The 26,997-nt window shown below is 66.8% G+C and carries 21 protein-coding genes; 13 read left to right on the top strand and 8 right to left on the bottom strand.

Annotated features, from left to right (window positions below; genetic code table 11):
• Positions 1-24 precede the first annotated feature (24 nt).
• From HNO51_RS15840 to HNO51_RS15820, 5 genes are all read right to left on the bottom strand, one after another.
• Positions 25-867: a carbohydrate ABC transporter permease gene (locus HNO51_RS15840; RefSeq protein WP_197448209.1), complete on the bottom strand. Its 843-nt coding sequence runs from the start codon at positions 865-867 to the stop codon at positions 25-27.
• Complete coding sequence (locus HNO51_RS15835) at positions 867-1,844, bottom strand: carbohydrate ABC transporter permease (protein ID WP_197448208.1); 978 nt, start codon at positions 1,842-1,844, stop codon at positions 867-869. The genes HNO51_RS15840 and HNO51_RS15835 overlap by 1 nt, the downstream gene beginning before the upstream one ends.
• Positions 1,845-1,862: 18 nt before the next feature.
• Positions 1,863-3,128, bottom strand: coding sequence for an ABC transporter substrate-binding protein (locus tag HNO51_RS15830; protein WP_209537837.1), 1,266 nt, complete (start codon positions 3,126-3,128; stop codon positions 1,863-1,865).
• Between the two features lie 172 nt (positions 3,129-3,300).
• Positions 3,301-4,227: a LysO family transporter gene (locus tag HNO51_RS15825; protein ID WP_197451077.1), complete on the bottom strand. Its 927-nt coding sequence runs from the start codon at positions 4,225-4,227 to the stop codon at positions 3,301-3,303.
• Between the two features lie 96 nt (positions 4,228-4,323).
• Positions 4,324-5,013, bottom strand: coding sequence for a hypothetical protein (locus HNO51_RS15820; protein ID WP_197448206.1), 690 nt, complete (start codon positions 5,011-5,013; stop codon positions 4,324-4,326).
• Positions 5,014-5,409: 396 nt separating this feature from the next.
• Here HNO51_RS15820 and HNO51_RS15815 point away from each other — a divergent pair, with 396 nt between their 5' ends.
• A complete protein-coding gene (locus HNO51_RS15815; RefSeq protein WP_242597134.1) occupies positions 5,410-7,398 on the top strand; it encodes a methyl-accepting chemotaxis protein in 1,989 nt (662 codons plus the stop codon).
• Positions 7,399-7,459: 61 nt separating this feature from the next.
• On the opposite strand, the gene HNO51_RS15810 is transcribed toward HNO51_RS15815, so the two are convergent.
• Both HNO51_RS15810 and ehuR read right to left on the bottom strand, forming a co-directional pair.
• Positions 7,460-8,395 (bottom strand): 2-hydroxyacid dehydrogenase, encoded by a 936-nt coding sequence (locus HNO51_RS15810; RefSeq protein ID WP_209537836.1) that lies wholly within the window; start codon positions 8,393-8,395, stop codon positions 7,460-7,462.
• 15 nt (positions 8,396-8,410) lie between these two features.
• Positions 8,411-9,817, bottom strand: a complete 1,407-nt coding sequence (gene ehuR / locus HNO51_RS15805) for a MocR-like ectoine utilization transcription factor EhuR (protein ID WP_197448204.1) — start codon at positions 9,815-9,817, stop codon at positions 8,411-8,413.
• A 208-nt stretch (positions 9,818-10,025) separates the two neighbouring features.
• Between ehuR and doeA the strand changes: the two genes are divergently transcribed.
• The 12 genes from doeA (at position 10,026) to HNO51_RS15745 (ending at position 25,578) form a co-directional block, all read left to right on the top strand.
• Complete coding sequence (gene doeA / locus HNO51_RS15800; RefSeq protein ID WP_197448203.1) at positions 10,026-11,225, top strand: ectoine hydrolase DoeA; 1,200 nt, start codon at positions 10,026-10,028, stop codon at positions 11,223-11,225.
• Positions 11,226-11,396: 171 nt separating this feature from the next.
• On the top strand, positions 11,397-12,410 hold the full coding sequence (gene doeB / locus HNO51_RS15795) for a N(2)-acetyl-L-2,4-diaminobutanoate deacetylase DoeB (protein WP_209537835.1): 1,014 nt from the start codon (positions 11,397-11,399) through the stop codon (positions 12,408-12,410).
• Positions 12,411-12,429: 19 nt separating this feature from the next.
• Entirely contained in the window at positions 12,430-12,909 is a 480-nt protein-coding gene (locus HNO51_RS15790; RefSeq protein ID WP_197448201.1) for an Lrp/AsnC family transcriptional regulator, read from the top strand.
• 195 nt (positions 12,910-13,104) lie between these two features.
• Positions 13,105-13,974, top strand: coding sequence for a carbon-nitrogen hydrolase family protein (locus tag HNO51_RS15785; RefSeq protein WP_197448200.1), 870 nt, complete (start codon positions 13,105-13,107; stop codon positions 13,972-13,974).
• Between the two features lie 137 nt (positions 13,975-14,111).
• Positions 14,112-15,584, top strand: a complete 1,473-nt coding sequence (locus tag HNO51_RS15780; RefSeq protein ID WP_197448199.1) for a biotin carboxylase — start codon at positions 14,112-14,114, stop codon at positions 15,582-15,584.
• Between the two features lie 41 nt (positions 15,585-15,625).
• On the top strand, positions 15,626-16,609 hold the full coding sequence (locus tag HNO51_RS15775) for a C45 family autoproteolytic acyltransferase/hydrolase (RefSeq protein WP_197448198.1): 984 nt from the start codon (positions 15,626-15,628) through the stop codon (positions 16,607-16,609).
• A gap of 67 nt (positions 16,610-16,676) precedes the next feature.
• Positions 16,677-19,454, top strand: a complete 2,778-nt coding sequence (locus HNO51_RS15770; RefSeq protein WP_197448197.1) for an aminotransferase class I/II-fold pyridoxal phosphate-dependent enzyme — start codon at positions 16,677-16,679, stop codon at positions 19,452-19,454.
• Positions 19,455-19,642: 188 nt separating this feature from the next.
• A complete protein-coding gene (locus HNO51_RS15765; protein ID WP_197448196.1) occupies positions 19,643-21,142 on the top strand; it encodes an NAD-dependent succinate-semialdehyde dehydrogenase in 1,500 nt (499 codons plus the stop codon).
• Positions 21,143-21,269: 127 nt separating this feature from the next.
• Complete coding sequence (locus HNO51_RS15760; protein WP_209537834.1) at positions 21,270-22,694, top strand: aminotransferase; 1,425 nt, start codon at positions 21,270-21,272, stop codon at positions 22,692-22,694.
• A 134-nt stretch (positions 22,695-22,828) separates the two neighbouring features.
• On the top strand, positions 22,829-23,827 hold the full coding sequence (eutB, locus tag HNO51_RS15755; protein WP_209537833.1) for a hydroxyectoine utilization dehydratase EutB: 999 nt from the start codon (positions 22,829-22,831) through the stop codon (positions 23,825-23,827).
• A gap of 29 nt (positions 23,828-23,856) precedes the next feature.
• Positions 23,857-24,807 carry a cyclodeaminase gene (locus tag HNO51_RS15750; protein ID WP_209537832.1) on the top strand — a complete coding sequence of 317 codons (951 nt, stop codon included), beginning with the start codon at positions 23,857-23,859 and terminating at the stop codon, positions 24,805-24,807.
• 87 nt (positions 24,808-24,894) lie between these two features.
• Complete coding sequence (locus tag HNO51_RS15745) at positions 24,895-25,578, top strand: haloacid dehalogenase type II (protein WP_197448192.1); 684 nt, start codon at positions 24,895-24,897, stop codon at positions 25,576-25,578.
• A gap of 49 nt (positions 25,579-25,627) precedes the next feature.
• Here the strand turns inward: HNO51_RS15745 and HNO51_RS15740 are convergent, their stop codons facing one another.
• Positions 25,628-26,923, bottom strand: a complete 1,296-nt coding sequence (locus tag HNO51_RS15740; RefSeq protein ID WP_197448191.1) for an MFS transporter — start codon at positions 26,921-26,923, stop codon at positions 25,628-25,630.
• Positions 26,924-26,997: the final 74 nt, after the last annotated feature.

The raw sequence follows: 26,997 nt of genomic DNA, 5'->3' as shown, positions 1-26,997 counted from the left end.
CGCACCGGGTTCAATCCAGCCGGCTCATCCCTTCACCGCGCCGGCCGTCAGCCCCGAGACGATGCGGCGCTGGAAGATGATTACCAGGATGACCAGCGGCACCGTGACCACCACCGAGGCGGCCATGATCGGCCCCCAGGGCAGCTCGTAGGCGCTGCCGCCGGAGAGCAGGGCGATCGCCACCGGCACGGTGCGCTGGCTGTCGGTCAGGGTGAAGGTCAGGGCGAAGAGGAACTCGTTCCAGGCGGCGATGAAGGCGAGCAGCCCGGTGGTCGCCATGGCCGGCCACATCAGTGGCAGGAAGACCTTGGTGATGGTGACCCAGGGCGTGGCGCCGTCCATGATCGCGGCCTCCTCAAGCTCCATGGGCAGCTGGCGCATGAAGGTGGTCAGCACCCACACGGTGAAGGGCAGGGTGAAGATGGTATAGCTCAGGATCAGCCCGCCCGGGTTGTTGTAGAGGTTGAGCGCACGGATCACCTCGAACAGCCCCGACAGTACCGCCACCTGCGGGAACATGGAGACGCCAAGGATCACCAGCAGCACCGTGGTCCGGCCGCGAAAGCGTACCCGGCCCAGTGCGTAGGAGGCGGTGATGCCAAGCAGCAGGGCGATGAATACCACGCTGGTGGCGACCACCACCGAATTGAAGATCGCCTGCAGGAAACTGCGCTGGGAGAAGATCTGCAGGTAGTTGGCCAGGGTCGTCCGCGTCGGCCACAGTTCGACGCGGAACAGGTCGCCCGACGGGGTGAAGGAGGTCTTGATGGCGTAATAGAACGGGAACACCGCCATCACCACGACCAGTGCCACCAGCAGCCAGAAGCCGAGGCGCACGGTGAGCTTGGAAAATTGGTGCGAGGTCATCACTCACCCCCCAGTTGCAGTTGCTTGCGGCCCAGATAGAGGTAGGCGATGGTAGCCAGCGCGATGACCAGGAACAGCAGCGTGGACGCGGCACTGCCGTAGCCCACGTCCTGGAACTCCACCAGCTGCTGGCGGGCGTAGATCGACATCGACATGGTGCTGGTGGAGTTGGAGGTCAACACATAGATCACGTCGAACACGCGCAGGGCATCGAGCAGGCGGAAGATCACCGCCACCATCAGCGCCGGGGTGATCAGCGGCAGGGTGACGCGGAAGAACACCTTAAGTGGATGGATGCCGTCGACCTCGGCGGCCTCGTAGCAATCCTTGGGCAGCATCTGCAGCGCCGCCAGCACCAGCAGGGCGACGAACGGCGTGGTCTTCCACACGTCGACCATGATCACCGCCCACATCGAGTAGGCGGCGTCGGCGGTCCAGGCGATGGGGCTGTCGATCAGGCCCACGCCCATGAGCAGATGGTTGATGATGCCGAACTGGTCGTTGAGCATCCACGCCCACATCTGCGCCGAGACGATGGTGGGGATCGCCCAGGGAATCAGCACGGCGGCACGCACCAGGGTACGGCCCTTGAACTCGGCGTTGAGGATCAACGCCACGATGACCCCGAAGACCACCTCCAGCGACACCGAGACCACCGAGAAGTAGACGGTGTTCCACACCGCCCGCCACCAGACGGGGTCGGCCAGCACGCCGAACCAGCGGCCGTCGTCGTAGACCAGGTAGTTCTCCAGGCCGATGAACAGGGTATCGCCCAGGTCCGACAGCGAGGCGTCGGTGAAGCTGAAGTAGAAGGTACGCAGCAGCGGCCAGCCGGCCACCATGGCCAGTGTCACCAGCATCGGCGCCAGGAAATACCAGGCGGCGCGCACCCGCTGGCGACGCACCTTGGTGCTGCGATAGCTGGCCGGCAGGGGGCGCGCCGGGATCGGCGCGCTTTCGGTCACGGGAGTCGACATCTCGGGCTCCTGGGGAGATTACCAGTTGCGGCGCTTGAGGCGGGCCAGCTCGCGGTCGAGGTCGCTGACCGCCTGCTCACCGCTGCGGTTGCCGGAGAGCACGTCGTGGGTGGCGCTGAAGAAGGCGTTGCTGACGCGGCCGTAGGCATCGCCGGTGGGGGCTGACGGGCGCGCCACGGCGTTGACGAAGGTCTCGTAGAGATCGCCGAAGAAGGGCACCGCCTCGAGCACCTCGTCGTCCTGGTAGAGCGTCTCGAGGGTCGGGTTGTAGGCACCCTCGATGGCGCGGCGCTTCTGCTCCTCCTCGCCGGCGAGGAAGGCCACCAGCTCGGCGGCAAGCTCGGCGTTCTCGCTGTAGCGAGACACCGCCAGGTTCCAGCCGCCCAGGGTGGCGGCGCTGCTGCCCTCGCCGGCGTGGGGCAACTGGGTCACGCCCACCTTGCCGCGCACCTCGCTGTCTTCGCTCTGGGCCAGCGCCCAGGCGTAGGGCCAGTTGCGCATGAACACCGCGTTGCCGCCCTGGAACACGCCGCGAGCTTCCTCTTCGGTGTAGTTGAGCACGCCTTCGGGGGCGATCTCGCCGATCCAGGAGGCGGCAAGGTCGAGGGCCGCGGCGGCCTGCGGGTTGTCGATGGTGACCTCGCCGTCGGCGTCGACAAGGGTACCGCCGCCATGGCTCGCCACCCACTCCAGGGCGTTGCAGGTCAGCCCCTCGTAGGCGCGACCCTGGAAGACGAAGCCGTGCATGCGATCGTTGCCCGCTTCGCGCTCGGCGTTTTGGATCTCGCGGGCGATCTCGGTCAGCTCCTCCCAGGTCTGGGGCGGCTCGTGGCCGTACTGCTCGAGCAGATCGGCGCGGTAGTAGAGCACCCCGGCATCAGTGAACCAGGGCATCGCCACCAGGCGGCCGTCGATGGTGTTGTTCTCGATGATGGCCGCGAAATGCCCCTCGCCCGCGTCGTCTCCCAGCACCTCGCGCAGGTCGAGCAGGTGGTTGGCGAGCAGGCCCGGCCACACCACGTCGATCTGCATGATGTCGATATCGGTGGAGTTGGCGGAGAGGATCTGCTGGTAGAGCGACAGGCGTTCGGTGGAGGAGTTGGGGGTCGAGACCACGTCGACGCTATGGCCGGTCTTCTCTTCCCAGGCCCGTACGCCCTGCTGGCAGAGCTGGAGCTCGGCGCCCACCGCGCCGCAGGAGATTGTCAGATCGGCGGCCTGGGCCTGACCGAGGCCGGCGGCACCCACCACGAGGAGGGATGGGATCAACGACTTCTTGAACATGAAGGTATCCTTGTCGGCTTGTTGTTATCGCGGGCTACTGAAGGAACTTAAACGATTAAGTTCATACGGCGCTCAGTTAGCCGTTTCTGTTCGACGAGTTCAACCTAGACTTTCGGCTAATGGAGAGCCGGCGCCGTGCTCACCGCAAGCATAGTCCAGCCTCGTCACGAGCCTACAACGAGAGGAAGAACAGAATCAGCGGCGGCGACAGCAGCGAGAGGATGAAGCCGCTGACCACCGCGATGGGCACGCAGGCCACGCCGCCGTGCTGCTGGATCACCGGCAGGGTGAAATCCATCGAGGTGGCCCCGCCGTAGCCGATGGCCAGCGGTGCATGGCGCTTGATGACCAGCGGAATCAGGATGAAGGCGAGCAGCTCCCGGGCGAGGTCGTTGAAGAAGGCCACGCCGCCGAGCAGCGGACCCAACTGGTCGCCCACCAGGATCGCCGAGAGCGAGTACCAGCCGAAGCCGGAAGCCAGCGCCAGGCCCTCGTTCCAGCGCAACGAGAGCAGGGGGGCGGCCAGCAGGCCGCCGGCCAGGGAGCTGATGGCCAGCGTCATGGCGATGGCCAGGCCGTGACGGTTGAGCAGGATCTGCTTCAGCGGCATCCCCGAGTTGCGCAGCTGGCAGCCGATCAGCGCCAGCAGCACGTAGAGCACCCATTCGGCCCACTGCTCGGCGTGCCGGAAGATCACGTCGCCGCCCAGCCAGGCGAGCGCGAGTCCGAGCAGCACGCCGCCGGCCACCACGGCGACCAGCGAGAGCGAACCGAGCAATGCGGCCAGCTTGGTGGTGGGGGCGCCCGCCACCACCGGTGAGGGAGCCATGCGCAGCCCCAGGCGACGTGACAACCACCACAGCGCGCCGAGATTGCACACGGTGATCACCGCGAGCAGCCTGACGGCCTGCCCACCCATGCGCGACAGCTCGTGGCCGAGTTCGTCGAGCCCCGCCAGGCCGATGCCCATCAGCAGCAGGATGACATAGACCGAGGCGTTGACGCCGCGGTTGATGCCGCCCAACACGCCGGCGTGGCGAACCGGCACCAGGTAGCCCAGCACCAGCGGCAGCAGCACGATCAAGAGCCCCGAGAGCATCGTGATTCCCTTCACTCAGGCCGCCCAGCGCGGCGAAAGCCGCCAACTCTACCAGTATTTGGCTCGTTGTGCTGCGCCAGTGCCGTCAATTGGCGTTCAGCGCCCCTCCGGACTCAGTGAGGTGAGGGTGAGGCGGCTCCTGCGCTCGCCGTGGCGGTGGTAGTCGACCGCCAGCAGCAGCCCCGGATACTGCGGGTGAAAGTGGAACAGCATCGTGCGCTCGGGGGTCTCGGGGTCACTCACCTCGACCTTGACCGCCTCGAACTCGCCGGCCGGCAGAGCCAGCGTTTCCACCCCCAGCAGCCGGTAGTCGAGCCTCTCCTCACGGCCACGATGGTCCAGATAGACCAGGCGGCAGGCCTCGTTCTCGCAGCCGCCGTTCAGCGCGCGCCGCGAGAGTTCGACCAGCGCCGCTTGGCGGTCGGGCAGGCGGGCCAGCTCGCTGCCACCCAGCCGGTAGTCGCCTCCCACGCCCAGCAGCGAATAGCCGCTGGCGTAGTTCACCGAGCGTACCCCCTCCGGGGTGACGATGAAGCGGCTGCGCTCGCTGCCGCGGGCCACGGCGATGGCGGCCTGCATGCGGCTCTGCCAGTGGCCGGTCTCGCGGGTCAGGCGGTGCTCGATGGTGGCGTTCGGCCAGCCCTTCACCTCCAGCCGATAGCTGGCGCTGAACGGTTGCAGCAGGGTTTCAGGCTCCGCCATGGCAGCCTGGGTCGCGCCAGAGGTCCAGGCCAGCAGCAGGGCGAGAAGGGGCAGGGGAGCTAGGGCTCGCAGGGTTCGGCTCATGTCGGGGCACCGCTGGGCTGAAGAACGACAGTACCTGTGAGCCCCGGCAGGCCCGGCGGGTTCCTTAATGCACGGTTCTTCCTCGTTCAAGATGCACAACGACGAGAGATTGCCGCTTGTCTGTTAGCCGTCTCGTGTGGGAGCGAGAGATCAATGGCTTCCAGACCGGCGAGACCTGCGAGGCGTAAAGAGATCGAAAACGTGACACCGGTCAATAAGAGGGCGCAGGACGAAGCGAAGCGTTCAAGCTTCGCCTCACGCGGCCGAAAAAGGGCTGCGTGCGCTGAATGATGGCGCATTTGCAGCCTAGGCCGACGGATATCACAACAACAACGGCTCAGCTTCGCCAGCCTTGTCCCGACCCTTCGATATCACTGAGCTTGGCAGGAACTGAACATGAGAAACCTTCTCCACCGTATTCCAGTGTCACGCAAATTCATGCTGGCGCTGGCCTTTCCTCTTGTCATCATCGTCTGGCTGGCGGGCAGCGGCGTCATGGAGCGCCAGCGACTGGCCGGCGACATGCAGCAGGTAGACCGCTTCGCCGGCCTGGCGGCACAGCTGGGTGGGCTGATGCACGAACTGCAGGTCGAACGCGGCCTCTCGGTCGGCTTCCTCGGCAGCCGTGGCGAGAGCTTCGGCAATCGGCTTGCCGCCCAGCGCGAGCGGGTCGATGAGCAACTCATCGTCTATCGCGACGTTCGCGTCGGCCTCGATGCCAGCGGCGACGCCGGCATCGGACAGCGCCAGCGGGAGGTCGAGGCGCTGCTGGCCGAGATCGCCGGCATGCGTCGCGAGGTCGACGCGCTGGCCATCGAGAATCTGGAGGCGCTCGAGTACTACACCGAGATCAATGCGCGGCTGGCCGAAGTGGTCGGCAGGCTGAATGCGCTCGGCAATATCGGTGAGCTGACCCGCAGCCTGGGCGCCTACTATGCCCTGCTGGAGATCAAGGAGAAGGCTGGCATCGAGCGGGCGCTGCTGGCCAGCGCCTTTGCCGCCAACAGTATGTCCCCGGACGTCTACTATCGTTTCCTGCGCCTGCTGGGCGAGGAGTCGGCGTTCGAGGAGAGCTTCATGGTCCTGGCGGATGCGGACATCGCGGCGCGCTATCGGGCAGCCACCACGGAGCACGAGGCGAATGGCAACCTCTTCATGATGCGCCAGATCGCCATGCTCCAGGGCGTCGATGGGGGGTATGGCATTCGGCCCGAGCGCTGGTTCGAAGCCCAGACCGGCAAGCTCGAGCGGTTGCGCGAGGTCGAACTTGCCGTCGCCGACTCCGTGCAGGCGCGTGCCGCTGAGCTGGCGGCTGCGGCGCACCTGGGGCTTGTGAGCTTCGCCGGCCTGGCAGCGCTGGCCATCGCGGTGGCCGTTTTGCTCTCCATCGTGCTGGTGCGCAGCATGGTGAGGCCGCTACGGCTCGCCCTGTCCCAGATCGAGTCGCGTGGCGGCGACCTGACCCAGCGTCTGGCCGAGCCCGGCAGCGACGAACTCTCCCAGCTCTACCGCGCCTTCAATGCTTCCACTGCCGGCATGGAGGCACTGGTCGCCTCGATCCAGCAGGGCGCCCGCGGCGTCGGCTCGGCCAGCGGCGAGATCGCACAGGGCAACGAGGACCTGGCCAGCCGCACCGAGGAGCAATCCGCCTCGCTGGTGGAAACCGCTACCAGCATGGAGCAGATGACCTCCACCGTGCGCCAATCGGCCGACAACGCCCACCAGGCCAGCGCCATGAGCGAGCAGGCCGTCACCCAGGCCGAACAGGCCAGCCGGGTCGCCGAGGAGGCGCGCCAGGCCATGCAGCAGATCTTCGAGGCCAATCGCCAGGTCACCGCTATCGTCGAGGCCATCGACGGCATTGCCTTCCAGACCAACCTGCTGGCGCTCAACGCGTCGGTGGAGGCGGCGCGCGCCGGCGAGCATGGCCGCGGCTTCGCCGTGGTCGCCGGCGAGGTGCGCAAGCTGGCCAGCCGCAGCGCCGAGGAGGCCGAGCGCATTCGTCAGCTGATCGCCAACACCACCCAGCGCGTGGAGACGGGCAACGGGCTGGTGGGACAGACCTCGGAGGCGCTCACGGCCATCGCTCGCGACGTACGTCGGATCGCCGACCTGGTGGCGGAGATCTCGTCGGCCAGCGGCGAGCAATCGGCGGGTATCGAGCAGATCAACCAGGCCGTGAGCCAGTTGGAGGCCACCACCCAGCAGAACGCGGCGCTGGTGGAGCAAGTGGCGACCGCCAGCCGTTCGCTCGACGACCAGGCCAGCGAGATGGCCCGCCTGATCGCGCGCTTCCGCGTCAGCGAGGCCCTGGAGCAGGAACGTACCGAAGTCGTGGCCGAACTCGGCTATCGGGACCTCAAGCGGCTGCCGCAGCCGGCCTGAGGCACGGCGGCTGGCGAGGGGAGAGCGGCGGGGCTGCCCGCCGCTGGGGTTGCCACCGGCCTCAGTAGCCCGCCTCGGGGTCGACGGTCTCGAGCGCTTCGCCGGCCTCGAAGGCGCGAATCGCCTCGACCACCTGGTCGACGGCCTCGACCAGCGGCGTGGGACCGGCCATGTGCGGTGTCACCCAGATGCGCGGGTGTGTCCACAGCGGGCTGTCGGCGGGCAGCGGTTCCTCGGGGAAGGCATCGAGAATGGCACCGCGCAGCCGGCCTTCCCGCTCCCCTTCGCCCAGTGCCTCGAGCAGCGCCGCCCGGTCGATCAGGCTGCCGCGGCCGGGGTTGATCAGGCTGGCGCCCGCGGGCAGCTTGGCGAGCGCCTCGGCATCGATGATATGACGGGTCGAATTCGTACCCGGCAGCAGCAGCACCAGGGTGCGCACCTGGCCGAGCAATTCGGCAAGGCCGGCATCGCCGTGGTGACAGGTGATGCCGTCGAGCGACTTGGGCGAGCGACTCCAGCCGTGCACGGGGAACCCGTCAGCGGCGACCATGGCGGCCACCTTGGCGCCGATGGCACCGAGGCCCAGCACGCCCACCGGCCAGTCGCCCTTGTCGGTGACGGTGTGTTCTCGCCATTCGCAGCGGGCCTGCTGGCGGCGGTAGCGGTCGAAATCGCGCTGGAAGTGGAGCACGCCGTAGCGCACGTAGTCGCCGATCAGCTCGGCCATGCCGGCATCGCGCAGCTTGACGATGGGCACGCCCTCGGGGCGGCCGGGATTGTTCAGCAGGGCATCGACGCCGGCCCCCAGGTTGATGATGCCCTTGGCGCGGGTCTGTTCGGTGAGCAGTGCTTGCGATGGTTTCCACACCGCCAGATAGTCGGCGTCGCGACGCCGCTCGGGGGGATCTTCGGCGGTGACGATCTCGGCTTCGGGCAGGCGATGGGCCAGGGCGTCGCGCCAGGCCTCGATGTCGTCGATGTGCAGCAGTATGCGCATAACGGCTCCTTTCGTTCAGTAGACGATCTGCATCATGGGCGGCGGCGCTTCGTCGAGCAGCAGGCCCAGGCGCTTGAGCCCCTCCTCGAGGCGGGCGATGTCCTGTTCGGCCCCGAGACTCACGCGGATGCGCCGCGGCGGCGGCGTCTGTTCCACCATGAACGGTACCGCAGTGGTGATGGCCAGCCCCTCCTGTTCGGCCTGCTGCTGCAGCTCCTCGGCGCGCCAGGCATCGGGCAGCGAGATCCACACGTGCAGGCTGGTCGGGCGCGACTCCAGCGCGTGGTGCCCCAGCAGCCGGTGGGTAAGCTGCTGACGCTCACCGAGCAGGCTGCGCTGTTCGGCGGCCATTGCCTCGACGGTGCCGTCGGCCAGCCAGCGGTCGGCGATCTCGAACACCAGCGAGGTGGCCATCCAGGTAGTGGCGCGCATGCGTGGCAGCACGTGGTGCAGCTGGCCGCGAGGCACGGTGAGATAGCCGGCGCGCAGGCCCGGCACGGTCACCTTGGTCAGGCTGGTGACGTGAAAGCTCAACTGCGGGATACGTGCCGCGACCGGGGTGAAGCCCGGCGCCTCCAGCAGGGCGTGCACGTCGTCCTCGATCAGCCATACCCGATGGCGTGCCAGGACCTCGGCCACGGCGTCGCGGCGTGCCTCGCTCATCGTCGCTCCGGTGGGATTGAGCTGGGTCGGGGTCAGGTAGAGCGCGCGTGGCTTGAAGCGCTGGCAGGCCAGTTCGAGGGCTTCGGGGACGATACCCTCGGCGTCGATGGCGATGCCGCGCAATTGAAAGCCCAGGGTGCGTGACAGGGCGATCAGGCCGTGATCGGTCAGCGCCTCGGTCAGCACCAGGTCGCCGTGCTGGACCACGCTCGAGATCGCCAACATCAGGCCGTGGGCGGCACCGTTGCAGAGGATGCGATCGTCCATCTCGCCGGGTACGTGCAGGCGGGACTGCAGCCAGGTGCTGGCGCGCTCGCGCTGGTGGACGAGTCCGGCGATGGGCCGGCAGGCGGTGATCACCTCGGGGCTGGCCTGTTCGGCCAGCTCCGCCAGGGCCTGGCGGAAGCGCAGGTGATGGCTCGGGGTACACACGGGATGGGCGATCGACAGGTCGATGAGCGGATTTTCCTGGCGTGCCTCGTGGCCGCGCAGGTAGGCCGATTCGCGGGCATCGTCCAGCGCGTTGATCCAGGTGCCGCTGCCGACCCGGGCCTGCACCAGCCCCATCTTCTCGGCCTGGGCATAGGCCCGCGACACGGTCTGCACGCTGACCCCCAGGCTCTCGGCGAGCTGGCGATGGGGCGGCAACCGCGTGCCGGGCACCAGTTCGCCCTGGCGCACCGCTTCCGACAGTGCGCGCGCGATGGCGAGATACTTGGGCCCCGTATCCGTCAGGTACGGAGTCAGATCAATTGTCATGATTCAATAAAGCCTTTGACCGCCTGCCAAGGGGGAGTGCTACTATCAGCTTAGCGGCATTGGCTTGGGATTGTCATGCTTTTGGCTGGATAGCTTCATGACAATTTCAGGCGCCGGTCCTTTTCCGACCGAAGGCCGACTACCCTCTGGCCCGGCTCCTCTCCTCGCGAAGGTGGCTGGCTCTTGGTGATGCAATGGCGAGTGCCCAATGACTCAGGTATCCCTGTCCTTCACTCGTGAGGAATATGCCAGCCGGCTATGGAAGGTGCGGGCCGAAATGGCCAGCCGCGGAATCGACGTGCTGGTCATCAGCGATCCCTCCAACATGGCCTGGCTGACCGGCTACGATGGCTGGTCGTTTTACGTGCACCAGTGCGTGCTGGTGGGGCTGGAAGGCGAGCCGGTGTGGTACGGGCGGCGCATGGATGCCAACGGGGCGCTGCGCACCTGCTGGATCGATCCCGACAACATCACCTACTACCCCGACTACTACGTCCAGAACCCGGACATGCATCCGATGGACTACCTGGCCCAGTCGATCATGCCCGACCGCGGCTGGCACGAGGGGGTGGTGGGGCTGGAAATGGACAACTACTACTTTTCGGCCAAGGCCTACCAGAGCCTGCTGCGCGAGCTGCCCCACGCGCGCTTCATGGATGCCAACTCGCTGGTCAACTGGTGCCGCGCGATCAAGTCGCCCCAGGAGATCGCCTACATGCGCATCGCCGGCAAGATCGTCGAGGGCATGCACTCTCGCATCCTCGAGGTGATCGAGCCGGGGCTGCCCAAGAGCAAGCTGGTGTCGGAAATCTATCGGGTGGGCATCGAGGGTTGGGTCGATCCGCAGGGCCGGGTTCACGGCGGCGACTATCCCGCCATCGTACCGATGCTGCCCACCGGCAAGGACGCCGCCGCGCCGCACCTGACCTGGGACGACACCCCGTTTCGCGAGGGCGAGGGCACCTTCTTCGAGATCGCCGGTGTCTACAAGCGCTACCACGCGCCGATGTCGCGCACCGTCTTCCTCGGCCGACCGCCGTCGGAGTTCGTGCGCGCCGAATCGGCGCTGCTCGAGGGCATCGAGAACGGCCTGGCCGTGGCCAAGCCCGGCAATCGCACCGCCGACATCGCCATGGCGCTGGGTGCGGCGATGGACAAGTACGGCTTCGACCGTGGCGGTGCCCGCTGCGGCTATCCCATCGGCATCAGCTACCCGCCCGACTGGGGCGAACGCACCATGAGCCTGCGCCCTTCCGACGAGACCATCCTGGAACCCGGTATGACTTTCCACTTCATGCCGGGCATGTGGCAGGACGAGTGGGGGCTCGAGATCACCGAGAGCATTTTGATTACCGACACCGGCTGCGAATCGCTGGCCAGCTTCCCGCGCCAGCTGTTTGTGCGATGAGTAACAAGCGACAACTGCTGTAGCGAGAGGCGCCGGGGACAAGCCGAAGAGGAGGTCTTTTGCCAGGGAAGGCAAAAGTAGCGTACAGGGAAGTATTCACAGCGCCTCCTCGCAGGTTTGTTGCCGGAATAGCCCCGAGCAGTTGCCCATAGTACAAGGAGTTCCAGGAACATGACCAAACGACCCAGCCCGATCAGCGCCACCGTGGACTTCGACGCCGACGGCGTCCAGCACGGCTTCCTCAAGCTGCCGGTCTCGACCGATGAATCCGCCTGGGGGGCGGTGATGATTCCGGTCACCGTGGTCAAGAACGGCGAGGGCCCCACGGCGCTGCTCACCGGCGGCAACCATGGCGATGAGTACGAGGGCATCACTGCGTTGATGAAGCTCACCAGCGAGCTTCGCGCCGAGGACGTGCGCGGGCGCGTGATCATCGTGCCGATGATGAACATGCCGGCGGCCATGGCCGGCAAGCGCACCTCGCCGATGGATGGCGGCAACCTCAACCGCAGTTTTCCCGGCGACCCCGACGGCTCGGTGACCGAGAAGATCGCCGACTACTTCACCCGGGTCATGACACCGATGTGCGACGTGGTGCTCGATCTGCACTCCGGCGGGCGCACCCTGGACATCATTCCCTTCGGCGCCTCCCACGTGCTCGACGACCCCGAGCAGCAGCGCCAGGCGCTCGAGGGGGCCAAGGCGTTCGGCGCGCCCTATGCCATGATGATGTTCGAGCTCGACGCCGCGGCGCTGTTCGATACCGCGGTGGAGAGCCAGGGCAAGGTCTTCGTCGCCACCGAGCTGGGCGGCGGCGGCACCTCGACGCCCGAGAGCCTGGCCATCACCGAACGCGGCGTGCGTAACTTCCTGATCCATTTCGGCCTCGTCGAAGGCGAGGTGGAGATGCCCGCCGAGCCCCAGGTCTACCTCGACATGCCCGATGCCAGCTGTTACGTGCAGAGCGAGCATACTGGTCTGCTCGAGCTGACCCTGGCGCTGGGCGACAAGGTGGAAAAGGGGCAGGTCATCGCCCGGGTCTACGACATGACCCGCAGCGGCAGTGCGCCGGTGGAGTACCGTGCGGGCCGCGACGGCATTCTCGCCGCGCGGCGCTTCCCGGCGCTGGTCAACATGGGCGACACCATCGCGGTGATCGCCGAGGTGGTCGACTCACTGGGTTGAGCCTGACATAGAGAGAACCATGAAACTCGATCGCTATGACCTGAAGATACTCGAGATCCTGTCCCGCGACGGGCGCATCACCAAGTCGAGGCTGGCCGAGGCGATCAACCTCTCGGTCAGCCCCTGCTGGGAACGGGTGCGGCGCCTGGAGAAAGCCGGCATCATCGAGGGCTACAGTGCCCGTATCAACCCTCATGCGCTGGTCAAGCGCACGCCGGTCTGGGTACAGATCGAGCTCAAGCAGCACAACGCCGAGAGCTTCGCCTGCTTCGAGGCGCTGGTGCACGACACCCCCGAGGTCACCGAGTGCGTGGCGGTGGGTGGCGGGGTCGACTACCTGCTGAAGGTCGAGGCCGATTCCGTGGACGCCTACCAGCGCCTGATCGACGACTGGCTGACCTCCGACGCCGGCATCGAACGCTACTTCACCTACATCGTGACCAAGACGGTCAAGCGCCCCGCTCATGGCCTGGAGCCGGGTGATTTCCTCCGCAGCTGAAGGCCCGGACGGCGGACGCGGCGCGGCGGCCAACGAGAACTCAACGTTGATGCCCCGACGGCCTCCATGGCATAAGCTAAAGGCGAAGGTGAGCGGGAGCTCACCAGGCCGGGCGATCTTTCCGGCATGTCATCGCGGTGCCGGACGAGATGGATAGCGCCCTGAGACGTGATCGCCTGACGCAGAGAGATGCCCATGTCCTACTTCACCATTGCCGGGGTGCAGATGCAGGCCCCGCATCACGGCGACAATACCGAGGCCATGCGCCACCGGGTCGATGTGCTGATGAGCCGCTTCCCCCAGGTGCAGATGGTCCTGTTCAGCGAGCTGATGCCGCTGGGTGCCTCGCCGCACCATGCCCACCCGCTGCCGAGCCACGTCGAGCAATTCTTCTGCCAGCTTGCCGAGCAGTACCGCATCTGGCTGATTCCCGGCTCGATGTTCGAGCGCACCGAGCACGGTATCTTCAACACCCTGTCGGTAATCGACCCAAGCGGCCAGGTGGTGGCGCGCTACCGCAAGATGTTCCCCTTCCGCCCCTACGAGGCGGGCGTGGAGAGCGGCAGCGAGTTCGTCCTCTTCGACGTACCCAACGTCGGCCGCTTCGGCGTGTCGATCTGCTACGACATGTGGTTTCCCGAGACCACCCGGACGCTCGCCGCGATGGGCGCCGAGGTGATCCTCCACCCGACCATGACCGATACCATCGACCGCGACATCGAGCTCTCCATCGCCCGCACCAACGCCGCGGTCAACCAGTGCTACTTCTTCGACATCAACGGCGCGGGGGCGATCGGCAACGGCCGCTCGATCGTCGTGGGGCCTTCGGGTGACGTCATTCACCAGGCCGGATCGGGCGAAGAGATCATGCCCATCGAAGTGGATTTCAACCGTGTGCGCCGCGAGCGCGAGACCGGCCTGCGCGGCCTGGGGCAGCCGCTCAAGAGCTTCCGCGACCGCCAGGTGGACTTCTCGGTCTATCGCTTCGAGCACGGCCCCTCACCGTTTCTGGCCAGCCTGGGGCCGCTGGCCAAGCCGCAGCGCACCGATATCGAAGAGTATTGACCGCCAAGGAGATCGTCATGCGGGAGTTCCTGATCGGCTTGATGCAACGCTTCTTCCGGCCCGGGGACTCCCTTCCGGCAGCGGTCCGCCCGAGACGCGCCGCTGCCACCCCTTCCGCCATCGATGGAGCGACAACAATGAACAAGATCACCAGCATTGCCGATGTGCGTCGCCATTTCCGCAACAACAAGGAGCCGGTCTACTTCATCTCCGCCACCAACTTCAACCTGCTCGGCATCGGTGACTGGGTGGGCAACTTCCGCCATATCAACTACATCGACTGCTTCGACGGCCAGCAGCGCAACGTCTTCGTGCCCAAGGAGAAGTTTCCGCGCGACTTCGAGAGCATCGAGGACATCAACAACTACCTGCTCGAGCACAAGGAGGTGATCGATTTCATCCAGTCGCGAGCCGCTGGCGAGAATGCCGGGGTGGCCGCGTTCCTGATGTTCGACGAGCATACCGAGGAGATCTGCCGCCAGCTCGGGCTGCGCGTGGCGTTCCCGCCGGCGGCGCTGCGCTCGCGCATGGACAACAAGATCGAGACGGTGCGGATCGGCAACAAGGCCGGGGTACCCAGCGTGCCCAACGTGCTGGCCAAGGTTGGCAGCTACCGCGAGCTGCTCGAGGTCAGCCGCGAGCTGGGCGACGACCTGGTGGTGCAGACCGCCTACGGCGATTCCGGCCACACCACCTTCTTCATCGCCAGCGAAGAGGACTACTACAAGCACGCCGAGGAGATCGAGGCCGAACCCGAGGTCAAGATCATGAAGCGCATCAACTGCCGTGGCTCGGCCATCGAGGCCTGCGCCACCCGCTGCGGCACCGTGGTCGGCCCGCTGATGACCGAGCTGGTCGGCTTCAAGTCGCTGACCCCCTACAAGGGCGGCTGGTGCGGCAACGAGATGTTCGCCGGCGCCTTCAGCCAGGAGGTCCGCGACAAGGCCCGCGAATACACCTTCAAGTTCGGCGAGGCGCTGCGCGAGGAGGGCTACCGCGGCTACTTCGAACTCGATTTCCTGATCGACATGGACAGCGGCGAGGTCTACCTGGGCGAGCTCAACCCTCGCGTCACCGGGGCCAGTTCGTTGACCAACGTGGCGGCCTTCGCCCACTCCGACATCCCGCTGTTCCTGTTCCACCTGCTGGAGTTCTCCGAGGTCGACTTCGATCTCGACATCGAGGAGATCAACGAGCGCTGGTCGCACCCCGATAGCGTCGACAGCTGGAGCCAACTGGTGATCAAGCACACCGACGAGAGCGTCGACCTGCTGACCCGCGCGCCCCGCACCGGCGTGTGGACCCTGGGCGAGGACAACCGCATCGCCTACGACCATTACAGCTACCACCCCCATGCCGCCGAGAACGAGCGCGAGGCGTTCTTCCTGCGTATCAGCGGGCCGGGCGACTTCCGCTACGAGGGTGCCGATCTCGGCATCCTGATCACACGCGGGCGCCTGATGGACGACGACTTCCAACTGACCGAGCGGGCCAAGGCCTGGATCGAGGGCATCCGCGGCGAGTACGCCGGCCAGCCGCTGCAGGACCCGGTGGTCGAGGAGGTCGCCGTGACCCACGCCATCGGTGGCGGCAATTTCAAGATCCTGTGAACGCCGGGGGCGAAGGGCAGCATGAGGCGCGGCGGCTAGAGATGGAGAAGACGCTGGTATTCCGGACCCTGCACGAGGCGGTCCCCGGGGCCAAGTGGCGGTCGCTGTTCGATTACCACTGGCCGGCCTACGAGGCCTGGTACCTGGCCGAGGGCGAGCGTGAGCGGCCGGCCTACCTGAGCTGCTACAACGCCCTGCGCCGGCACATGCCGGAGCTGCTCGATACCTACCGGGCGCTATGCGAGCTGGCCGGGGGGGGCGATCTGGCGGCGCGCTTTCTCAGCCTCTACCAGCCGCCGGCCTACATTACCGGCTGCTCCCAGGCGGTGCTGGCACGCCCCGGTGCCCCCCTGCTGGCGCGCAACTACGACTACCCGCCGGAGCTGTGCGAGGGCACCGTCCTCTATACCCGCTGGAACGGGCGAGGCGTGATCGCCATGACCGACTGTCTGTGGGGCGTGCTGGACGGCATGAACGAGCAGGGCCTTGCCGTGTCGCTGGCCTTCGGCGGGCGCAAGGCGGTGGGCGAGGGCTTCGGTGCCCCGATCATCCTGCGTTACCTGCTGGAATTCTGCGACAGCGTGCCCCAGGCCGCCGAGGTGCTGGCCCGGGTGCCCAGCCACATGGCCTACAACATCACCCTGACCGATGCCGCGGGGCGCTATGTCACGGCGATGATTGCCCCCGATCGTCGGGCCAGCATCCGCCGGGTGCCGGTGGCCACCAACCACCAGAAGAAGATCGAGTGGTATGCCCATGCGCTGGCCTCGGAGACGCTGATCCGCGAGCGCCAGCTGTCGATCCTGGTCGACGACCCGGCCACCACCGAAGGGCGCCTGCTCGAGGCCTTCGCCGCGCCGCCGCTGTTCCGCCGCGACTATGCGCGCGGGCTCGGCACCATCTACACCGCGGCCTACTGGCCGGCGACGGGGCGGGTGAACTACCGCTGGCCGGGGCAGACCCTCGAGCTGGCCTTCGAGCATTTTCCCGAACAGCAGTTGAGGGTCCGTTACGGCCCCCGATAGCCGGTGTGAGCGGCGAGCACCGTCGCCGCTCGAGAAAATAACGAACAACGATGGGAAGGGTGTCGCCATGCACGAGAGCAGCCATACCGAAACGCCCTATACCGCGCTGGGCTTCTACCACAAGATCTCCCAGCTTCGCGCCGACACCTGGAACGCGCTCAAGCGCGACCTCGGGCAACTGGTGCGGCTCGACGATGAGGGCCGGGCGCGCAACCTGATCAAGGCGATCGACGTCAAGATGACGCGGCTCGAGATCATCGAGGACTACCACGCCTTCCCTTCCAAGGAGGATTTTCGTCACCTCTGGTCGCTGTTCGATCGCGAGGAGTACGTGCTGCTGGAGAAGGTGGTCAAGCGGCTGGTGCGGGCGCTGATCAGCGAGTCCTACCGGCGGCGACACGTCGACCTCTCCGAGACCGATGCCGGCGCCGAGGATCTCGAGACCCTCGATGCCCTGGCGCAGCTGCGCCACGGCCACCCGGCCTCCAACAGCTCCGCGCAGCCCTATTTCGAGCTGCTGATCGTCGACAACCTCTCGGCCCAGGAGGAAGAGGTGGTGCGCGAGGCGTTCCACAGCCTGCGCCGGCCCGAGGACCGTTTCGTCTACGACGTGGTGACGGTGCGCAGCTTCGAGGATGCGTTGATCGCCGTGCTGGTCAACCCCAACATCCAGGCCTGCCTGATCCGCTACGAGTTTCCCTACAAGTCGAAGTACAACCTCAGCGCCCTGCGCAACTACCTCGAGGGCTTGTCGGAGAAGGAGCTGGAATACCAGACCGAGGCAGAGCGCAGCATCCTGCTCAGCTCGATGATTCACGAGCTGCGCCCCGAGATCGACCAGTTCCTGGTCACCAGCGGCGACGTCGAGGCCACGGCGAGCCGCGACATCCGGCACTTCAACCGCATCTTCTATCGCGAAACCGACTACATCGAGCAGCACCATACCATCCTGCGTGCCATCGATAGCCGCTACCGCACGCCGTTCTTCGATGCCCTGCGCGAATACAGCAAGAAGCCCACCGGGGTGTTCCACGCCATGCCCATCTCGCGCGGCAAGTCGGTGACCCGCTCGCACTGGGCGGGGCACATGATCGACTTCTACGGCATCAACATCTTCCTCGCCGAGACCTCGGCGACCTCGGGCGGGCTCGACTCGCTGCTGCAGCCCTACGGGCCGATCAAGAAGGCCCAGGAGTATGCCGCCCGGGCTTTCGGTGCGCGCCAGAGCTACTTCGTCACCAACGGCACCTCGACGGCCAACAAGATCGTGGTGCAGGCGCTGGTCAAGCCGCGAGACATCGTGCTGATCGACCGCGACTGCCACAAGTCGCACCACTACGGCATGGTGCTGGCCGGTGCCCACGTCAGCTACCTGGACTCCTACCCGCTCAACGACTACTCGATGTATGGTGCGGTGCCGCTGCGCGAGATCAAGGAGACCCTGCTGGCCTACAAGCGCGCCGGCGAACTCCACCGGGTCAAGATGCTGCTGCTGACCAACTGCACCTTCGACGGCGTGGTCTACAACGTGCGCCGGGTGATGGAGGAGTGCCTGGCGATCAAGCCCGACCTGGTGTTCCTGTGGGACGAGGCGTGGTTCGCCTTCGCCACCTTCAACCCCACCTACCGGCCGCGCACCGCCATGCACGCCGCGCGCACCCTGTGCGACCGCTACCGCAGCGAGGCCTACCGCGAGGAGTACGCGGCATGGAAGGCGGAGTTCGACGCGCTCGACCCCGACGACGACGCCACCTGGCTCGACCGCCGGCTGATGCCCGACCCCGAGGCGGTGCGCATCCGCGCCTACGCCACCCACTCCACCCACAAGACCCTGACCTCGCTGCGCCAGGGCTCGATGATCCACGTCTATGACCAGGAGTTCCGCCAGCGCGTGGAGGCCCCGTTCCACGAGGCCTACATGACCCACACCTCCACCTCGCCCAACTACCAGATCCTCGCCTCGCTCGACGTGGGGCGCATGCAGGCGGAGATGGAGGGCTTCGAGCTGGTCCACGCCCAGGTAGAGGCGGCGCTGTCGCTGCGCGAGCAGCTCTACACCCATCCGCTGCTGCAGAAATACTTCCGCGTGCTCAAGAACAGCGACATGGTGCCCGCCGAGTACCGCGAGTCGGGGGTCGAGTCCTACTACGACCCGGTGACCGGCTGGAACCAGATGGAGGAGGCCTGGGCGCGGGACGAGTTCGTCGTCGACCCGACCCGGGTGACCATCGCCATCGGCCACACCGGGGTCGACGGCGACGCCTTCAAGAACGAATACCTGATGAACAAGTACGGCATCCAGATCAACAAGACCTCGCGCAACACCGTGCTGTTCATGACCAACATCGGCACCACCCGCGGCTCCATCGCCTACCTGCTCGACGTGCTGATCAAGCTGGCCAAGGAGTTCGAGTACCGTTGGGAGGAGAGCAGCCGTCCCGAGCGCAAGATCATCGAGCGCCGGGTGCATTCGCTGACCCGTGAGCTGCCGCCGCTGCCTGATTTCAGCCGCTTCCACGACGCCTTCCGCCAGTGCCCCGAGACGCCCCAGGGCGACATCCGTCGTGCCTATTTCCTGAGCTACGACGAGGAGAATACCGAGTACCTGCGCTTCGACAACGGCGAGCTCCAGGCCGAGATGCGAGCGGGCCGGGACGTAGTCTCGGCCAGCTTCGTGATCCCCTACCCGCCGGGCTTCCCGGTGCTGGTGCCGGGGCAGGTCATCAGCGAGGAGATCCTCCACTTCCTGCAGGCGCTCGACGTCAAGGAGATCCACGGTTACCGGCCGGAGCTGGGCCTGATCGTGTTCACCGAGGAGGCGCTGGCCGCGCCGCCGGAAACCTGAACGCCCGGCGCAGAAAAAAACGCAACTTAGCCATGGAGGACAAAAAAAACCGTATTGGTTACGCCGGCTAACGAAAAGTCCCGGCCGGGCTTTGCCCTTACCCTGTACCCATCGAGCAGCCCCGGCTGCTCTGTCGTTTTTGCCACAGCCGGCCCGTGGGCGAGGGGCCGGTGTCAGGGGAGGTGCCCATGAACATGAAGCTGACCAATACACTGTCCACCATGCTGGGTGATCCGCGTCTGTTTCGTCAGCACGCCTACGTGAACGGCAAGTGGACCTACGGCGACGGCGGCCGCGAGGAGACGGTCTTCGACCCCGCCACCGGCGAGGTCATCGGCTACATTCCCTGGCTCGAGGCGCACCAGATCCGCGAGGCGGTGGACGCCGCCGACACCGCTTTCGCCCACTGGCGCGCGCTGCGTGCCGACGAGCGCGCCGAGCGCCTGCTGGCCTGGCACGACCTGCTGCAGGCCAACCGCGAGGATCTCGCCACCATCATGACCCTGGAGCAGGGCAAGCCGCTGCCCGATGCGCGCGGCGAGGTGGAGTACGGCGCCAGCTTCGTGCGCTGGTTCGCCGAGGAGGGCAAGCGTACCTTCGGCGAGACCATTCCCAGCCACATCCCCAACGCCGCGCTGGGCACGCTCAAGGAGCCGGTGGGTATCGCCGCGCTGATCACGCCGTGGAACTTCCCGCTGGCGATGATCACGCGCAAGGCCGCCGCCGCCCTGGCTGCCGGCTGCCCGGTGATCGTCAAGCCGGCCGGCGAGACGCCGTTCTCGGCGTTGGCGCTGGCCGAGCTGGCCGAGCGCGCCGGCATTCCGGCGGGCGTGTTCAACGTGGTGCTGGGCGAGCCCGCCGAGGTGTCGAAAATTCTGTGTGCCGAGGAGCGCATCAAGGCGCTATCCTTCACCGGTTCCACCCGGGTCGGCCGGCTGCTGCTGGAGCAGAGCGCCCAGACGGTGAAGCGTGTCTCGCTGGAGCTCGGCGGCAACGCACCGTTCATCGTCGGCCCCGACATGGACCCCAAGGAGGCGGCCTTCGCTGCGGTGGCGGCCAAGTTCCAGACCGCCGGTCAGGACTGCCTGGCGGCCAACCGCATCCTGGTGCACGAGTCGATCCACGACGAATTCGTAGAACACTTCGCCGAGCGCATGGCGGCGCTGACCGTGGGCAACGGCATGGAGAGCGAGGTCGACCTGGGGCCGCTGATCCACCGCCAGGCGGTGGACAAGGCGGCGGCCATCGTCGACGACGCCATCTCCCGCGGCGCGACCCTGGTGGCCGGCGACCAGACCCGGGCGCCGGGCGACAACTTCTTCATGCCCGTGCTGCTCACCGGCGTGACGCCCGAAATGAAGGTGTGGCGCGAGGAGAACTTCGCTCCGGTGGCCGGCGTGACCGCCTACCGCGACGACGACGAGGTCATCGCCATGGCCAACGACACCGAGTACGGCCTGGCGGCCTATGTCTACACCCATGACATCCGCCGCATCTGGAAGCTGCTGCGGGCGCTGGAGTACGGCATGGTCAGCGTCAACTCGGTGAAGATGACCGGCCCGCCGGTGCCCTTCGGCGGCGTCAAGCAGTCGGGGCTCGGCCGCGAGGGCGGCATCACCGGGATCGATGAATACCTGGAGACGAAATATTACTGTTTGGGAGCTCTAGGTTCAGTTTCCGGGAGCTAGCCGAGCAAGCGGCCGGGATGGACCGTCGAGCGATATTTGCCCAAGGGCGCATCCCGGCCCTAACTGCGACATGCGAATTTGAACATCTCCCCGCCGAGGCGGGGACCTGAAGAGAAGAGAGAACACAATGAGCCAGCAGCACCGCGATCTGATCGAGCGCGACCGCAAGGTCACCTTTCACGCCTCCACCCACCTGCGTGACTTCGCCCATGGCGACGCGCCGGGCCGCGTAATCACCGGCGGCAAGGGCATCCACATCGTCGACAAGGACGGCCGCGAGTTCATCGACGGCTTCGCCGGGCTGTACTGCGTCAACATCGGCTACGGCCGCACCGAGGTGGCCGAGGCGATCTACCAGCAGGCGCTGGAGCTCTCCTACTACCACACCTACGTGGGCCACTCCAACGAGCCGCAGATCGCGCTGTCCGAGAAGATCATCGAGCTCGCCGGCCCCGGCATGTCCAAGGTCTACTACGGCCTCGGTGGCAGTGACGCCAACGAGACCCAGCTCAAGATCGTGCGCTACTACAACAACGTGCTCGGTCGCCCGCAGAAGAAGAAAGTGATCTCACGCCAGCGCGGCTATCATGGCTCGGGGCTTGCCACCGGCTCGCTGACTGGCCTGAAGGCGTTCCACGACCAGTTCGACCTGCCGCTGGCCGGCATCCTGCACACCGAGGCGCCGTACTACTACCACCGCGCCGCCGAGCAGGAGGGCATGAGCGAGCGCGAGTTCTCCCAGTACTGCGCGAAGAAGCTGGAGGAGATGATCCTGGCCGAAGGCCCCGACACCGTGGCCGCTTTCATCGGCGAGCCGGTGCTCGGCACCGGCGGCATCGTGCCGCCCCCGGAAGGCTACTGGGAAGCGATCCAGGCCGTGCTGGCCAAGTACGACGTGCTGCTGATCGCCGACGAGGTGGTGTGCGGCTTCGGTCGCATCGGCGCCGACTTCGGCAGCCACTTCTACGGCATCAAGCCCGACCTGATCACCGTCGCCAAGGGCCTGACCAGCGCCTATCAGCCACTCTCCGGCGTGATCGTCGGCGACCGCGTGTGGAACGTGCTGGAGCAGGGCACCGGCCAGTACGGCCCCATCGGCCACGGCTGGACCTACTCCGGCCACGCCCTGGGCTGCGCCGCGGCGCTGGCCAACCTGGCGATCATCGAGCGTGAGGGGCTGACCCGCAACGCCGCCGAGACCGGCGCCTACCTGCAGCAGCGGATGCAGGCTGCCTTCGGCGACCACCCCATCGTCGGCAACGTGCGCGGGGTGGGCATGCTGGCCGCGCTGGAGTTCTCCGTCGACCCGGCCAAGCGTAAGCACTTCGATGCCGCGCACAAGGTCGGCGCGCGCATCGCCGCGGCGGCGCTGGACGAGAACCTGATCGCCCGCGCCATGCCCCAGGGCGACATCCTCGGCTTCGCGCCGCCGTTGATTGCCACCCGCGCCGAGGTCGACGAGATCGTCGCCCGGGCCGAGCGTGCGGTGAACAAGGTCACCGACGAGCTGGTTCGTGAGGGCGTGGTCAAGGCCTCCATGTCGATCAGCTGAACGCGCCTGAGCTGAACCCAATGACCGCGGGTCCTGCCCGCGGTCATTCCGTTTTTTGCCCCTGTGTCGGTTCGCAGACTAGGCTGATGGGCAATGGGTCGCGGCCGGCGCCCTAGGCCACGTGAGTATCCGCGATGACTCAGTCCGAGCACGGCGTTTCCCTCGCTTCCATCTATCAGGCCCGTCGCCGCATTGCCGGTCAGGCGGCACGGACCCCGCTGGTCTGCTCCCGCGCGCTCTCCGAGCGCTTCGACGCCGAGATCCTGCTCAAGCTCGAAACCCAGCAGCCCACCGGTGCCTTCAAGCTGCGCGGCGCCACCAACATGATCGCCGCGCTGATCGAGCGTCACGGCCGCGATGCCCTGGAAGCCGGCGTGGTCACGGCCTCTACCGGCAACCACGGGCGCGCCGTGGCCTTTGCCGCCTCCAGGCTCGGCATTGCCGCGACGATCTGCCTGTCGCGGCTGGTGCCGGCCAACAAGGTGGTGGCCATCGAGGCGCTGGGCGCCGAGGTGCGGCGCGTGGGCGAGAGCCAGGACGAGGCCTTCGGCGAGGTCGAGCGGCTGGTGCACGAGCGCGGCATGACGCTGATTCCCCCCTTCGACGATCCCCTGATCGCGGCCGGCCAGGGCACCATCGGGCTGGAGCTGATGGAGGACGCGCCGGATCTCGACCGGGTCATCGTCGGGCTCTCCGGCGGCGGGTTGCTGGGCGGCATCGGCGCGGCGGTGAAGGCCATTCGCCCCGAGACCCGCCTCACCGGCGTCAGCCTCTCCCATGGCGCGGCCATGTGGGAGAGCCTTCAGGCGGGGCGGCCCGTGGCGGTGGAAGAGGTCGAAAGCCTGGCCGACTCGCTGGGCGGCGGCATCGGCCTCGACAATCGTTGCACCTTCGGCCTGGTGCGCGAGGTGATGGACGACCACTACCAGGTCTCGGAAGTCGCCATCGCCCACGCCATGGTCGATCTACTCGAACACGAGAAGCTGCTGGTGGAAGGGGCCGCCGCGGTGGGGCTGGCCGCCCTGGCCGAGCATGGCATCGAGGTGCGCGGCCAGCGGGTGGCGCTGATTCTGTCCGGCAATGGCGTGGCGCTGGAGACGCTGGATCGGGCGCGGAGCATGTGTGGGCGCTGATGTGATCAGAGACGAACCAGGAGGAAGGGATGGAGCTCTATCGGCGTGATGAGATCGAGGCGGCGGTGGGTATCGACGAAGATGCCCTGCGCCAGGTCGAGGCGGGGTTCGCCGCCCTGGGTCGCGGCGAGGTGGTGCAGCCGCCGATCCTGTCGATGGCCATGGAGGAGTTCAACAGCGAGGTCGACGTCAAGACGGCCCACATCAAGGGCTGGAAGCGCTATGCGATCAAGGTCAGCAGCGGCGCCTTCGACAACCCCAGGCGCGGCCTGCCGAGCCTGAGCGGGCTGATGCTGCTGTTCTCCGCCGAAACCGGCCAGGTCGAGGCGGTGCTGTTCGACGAGGGCTACCTGACCATGGTGCGCACCGTGGTGGCCGGGGCGATTGCGGCCAATCACCTGTCGCGGAAGGATAGTCGGCGGGTCGGCGTGATCGGTGCCGGCGAGCAGGCGCGGCGCCAGGTCGAGGCGCTGCGCCTGGTGCGCAACATCGACACCCTCGATGTGTGGACACGTCACCGTGAAAGTGCCGAGGCCTACGCCGACGACATGCGCCGCCAGGGCTTCACCGTCACCGTGCGCGACAGTGTGCACGGCGCCTGTGCCCAGGCCGACATCATCATTACTGCCACCCCCTCGCGGGAGCCGCTGCTGCACGCCAGCGACCTGCCCGAGGGCGTGCATGTCACCGCCATGGGTTCGGACAGCCCCGACAAGCGCGAACTCGACGAGTCGGTGCTGACCCGGGCCGACGCCTTCGTCTGCGACAGCCGTGCCCAGAGCGAGCACAACGGTGAGCTCAAGGTTTTCGCCAATGCGGGGCGCGAGCCGCCGTTCAAGGTGCATGAGCTGGGGCGCGTGATCGCGCGGGGCGAAAACCTGCGGGTATCGGAAGCGGCCATCACCGTGTGCGACCTGACCGGTACCGGGGTGCAGGACACCGCCATCGCCAACTTTGCCCTGGCGCGATTGGCGCCATAGTGTGGTGGACCTCAACCCGGTCACCTTGAGCCCGCGCGCGGCAGACCCCATGCTGTGGCTAACAAAGCGAAACGAGGAGCACAGCAGATGGCAACGGTACTGGCCTTCGATGTCTACGGCACCCTGATCGATACCCACGGCGTGGTCACCGAGCTGGAGGAGCGGCTCGGCAGGGCCGGCAGGGGGGAAATGGCCGCCGAGTTCTCGCGCCGCTGGCGCGACAAGCAGCTGGAGTACAGCTTTCGCCGCGGCCTGATGGGAGCCTACGTGCCCTTCGGCCAGTGCACCCGCGAGGCGCTGGATTTCACCGACCGTGCGTTGCAGACACAGCTCACGGACGTCGACAAGGACCACCTGATGGCGGCCTATGGTCGCCTGCCGGCCTTTGCCGAAACGGTGAATGCCCTCGAACGCCTGGCTGCGAACGGCATGCGCTGCGTGGCCTTCTCCAACGGCACCTGCGACGCGGTCAGCGGTCTGCTGGAGCAGGCTGGCATCCTCGAGCGCTTCGAAGCGGTGATCAGCGTCGATGAGATCAAGCGCTTCAAGCCCGACCCGGCCGTCTACGCGCATCTGCGCAACCGCCTCGAGGTGGCGCCCGGCGATACCTGGCTGATTTCGAGCAATCCCTTCGATGTGATCGGCGCCCGCCATGCCGGCCTGCACGCCGCCTGGGTGCGGCGCAGCCTCGATGCACCCTTCGACCCATGGGGCATCGAGCCTGACCTCACCGTGACCGATCTGGAGGCGCTTTCCGACCGCCTGAGCTGAGGGCTCTCCACCAGGCCAGGCTGAGGGCTCTCCGCGGGCCAGGCTGAGCTCATCTGCGCTGCTGGTACGCCTCGACCAGCCGGTAGCGCTCCTGCTCCTCGTAGAAGCTGGGGTCGTCGAACAGGTCGGGCTGGGCGTCGTCGAACATCATCTCCAGGGACAGTGGGCTGGTCTGGGTCATCGGCTCGAAGTGGGCGTTGCCGTGGACCAGGTCGGACACCTGGCGCCGACGATAGAGGGCGTAAGCGCCGAGCACGGCCAGCACCGCGGCGATGTAGAGCGGCAGCGTATGGGCCCCCAGAGTGCTCATCAGGGCACCGGCGAGAATCGGGGCCAGGGCGCTTCCCGCGCCCTGGGTCACCAGCATGTCCGCCGAGGCCGACACCACCTCTTCGGGGTGAAGCTGGTCGATCAACTGAGCCACCGCCAGCGGGTAGATGGCGAACGAGAAGCCGCCCCACAGGAAGAACAGCCCCATCAGTGCCGCCTGGTTGGGCGCGAAGGGCATCAGTGCCGCCAGCGCCGCGGCGGCGATCACCACCCAGGTCATCACCTGCGTGCGGTCGTGGTTGTCGGAGAAGCGACCGATGGGCAGCTGCAGCAGCGCCCCGCCCAGGATCGTCACGCTCATCAGCGTGCCCACGTCGGCGGCGCTCCAGCCCAACTGCCGCGCATAAAGCGGGGCCATGCCCCAGAAGGCGCCCATGGCCAGCCCCGACAGCACCGAAGCGGCGACGCACAGGGGAGCGAACCCGAGCAGTGCCTTGAGGCTGCTCCTGGCGTTCTCCGGTAGCGTCGGCTGCTGGCGCCGGGTCATGGTGATCGGCAACAGCGCCCAGCTGATCAGGATCGCCGTGACGGCGAAGAGCAGGAAGCTGCCGGGGGTGTCCAGGCGCAGGATCTGCTGGGCGGCGGCGATCGCCCCCAGGTTGACCAGCATGTAGGTGGCGAAGACCCGACCGCGTTCGTGGCTCGCCGCCTGCCCGTTGAGCCAGCTCTCGATCACCGTCATCAAGGTGACGAAGGCCAGGCCGTAGAAGAAGCGCAGTACGATCCACACCCAGGGGTCGACGAAGATGATGTGCAGCAGCGCCCCCGAGGCGCACAGCGCGGCGCAGAAGGCGAAGGCGCGAATGTGCCCGGCGCGGCGGATCAGGCGGCTGCTGACCCAGGTGCCGCAGGTGAAGCCGACGAAATAGGCGGACATGATCAGGCCGACGACCGTCGAGGAGAAGCCCTCGTCGGTGCCGCGCAGGGTCAGTAGGGTGTTGATCAGGCCGTTGCCGAGCAGAAGGAAGGTGACACTGAAGAGTAGGGATCTGACAGGCTGCAGCATCGCCCGCATTTAACCTCCTTGTGATCGTGGTGTTACCGGTCGGTGCCGCCTGGCGGTGGTGCCAGGCGACGAGGCCACCGCTT

Source organism: Billgrantia sulfidoxydans, assembly GCF_017868775.1.
In the GTDB taxonomy this organism is placed as follows: Bacteria; Pseudomonadota; Gammaproteobacteria; order Pseudomonadales; family Halomonadaceae; genus Halomonas; species Halomonas sulfidoxydans.
This window is presented reverse-complemented; position numbering and strand designations above follow the sequence as displayed.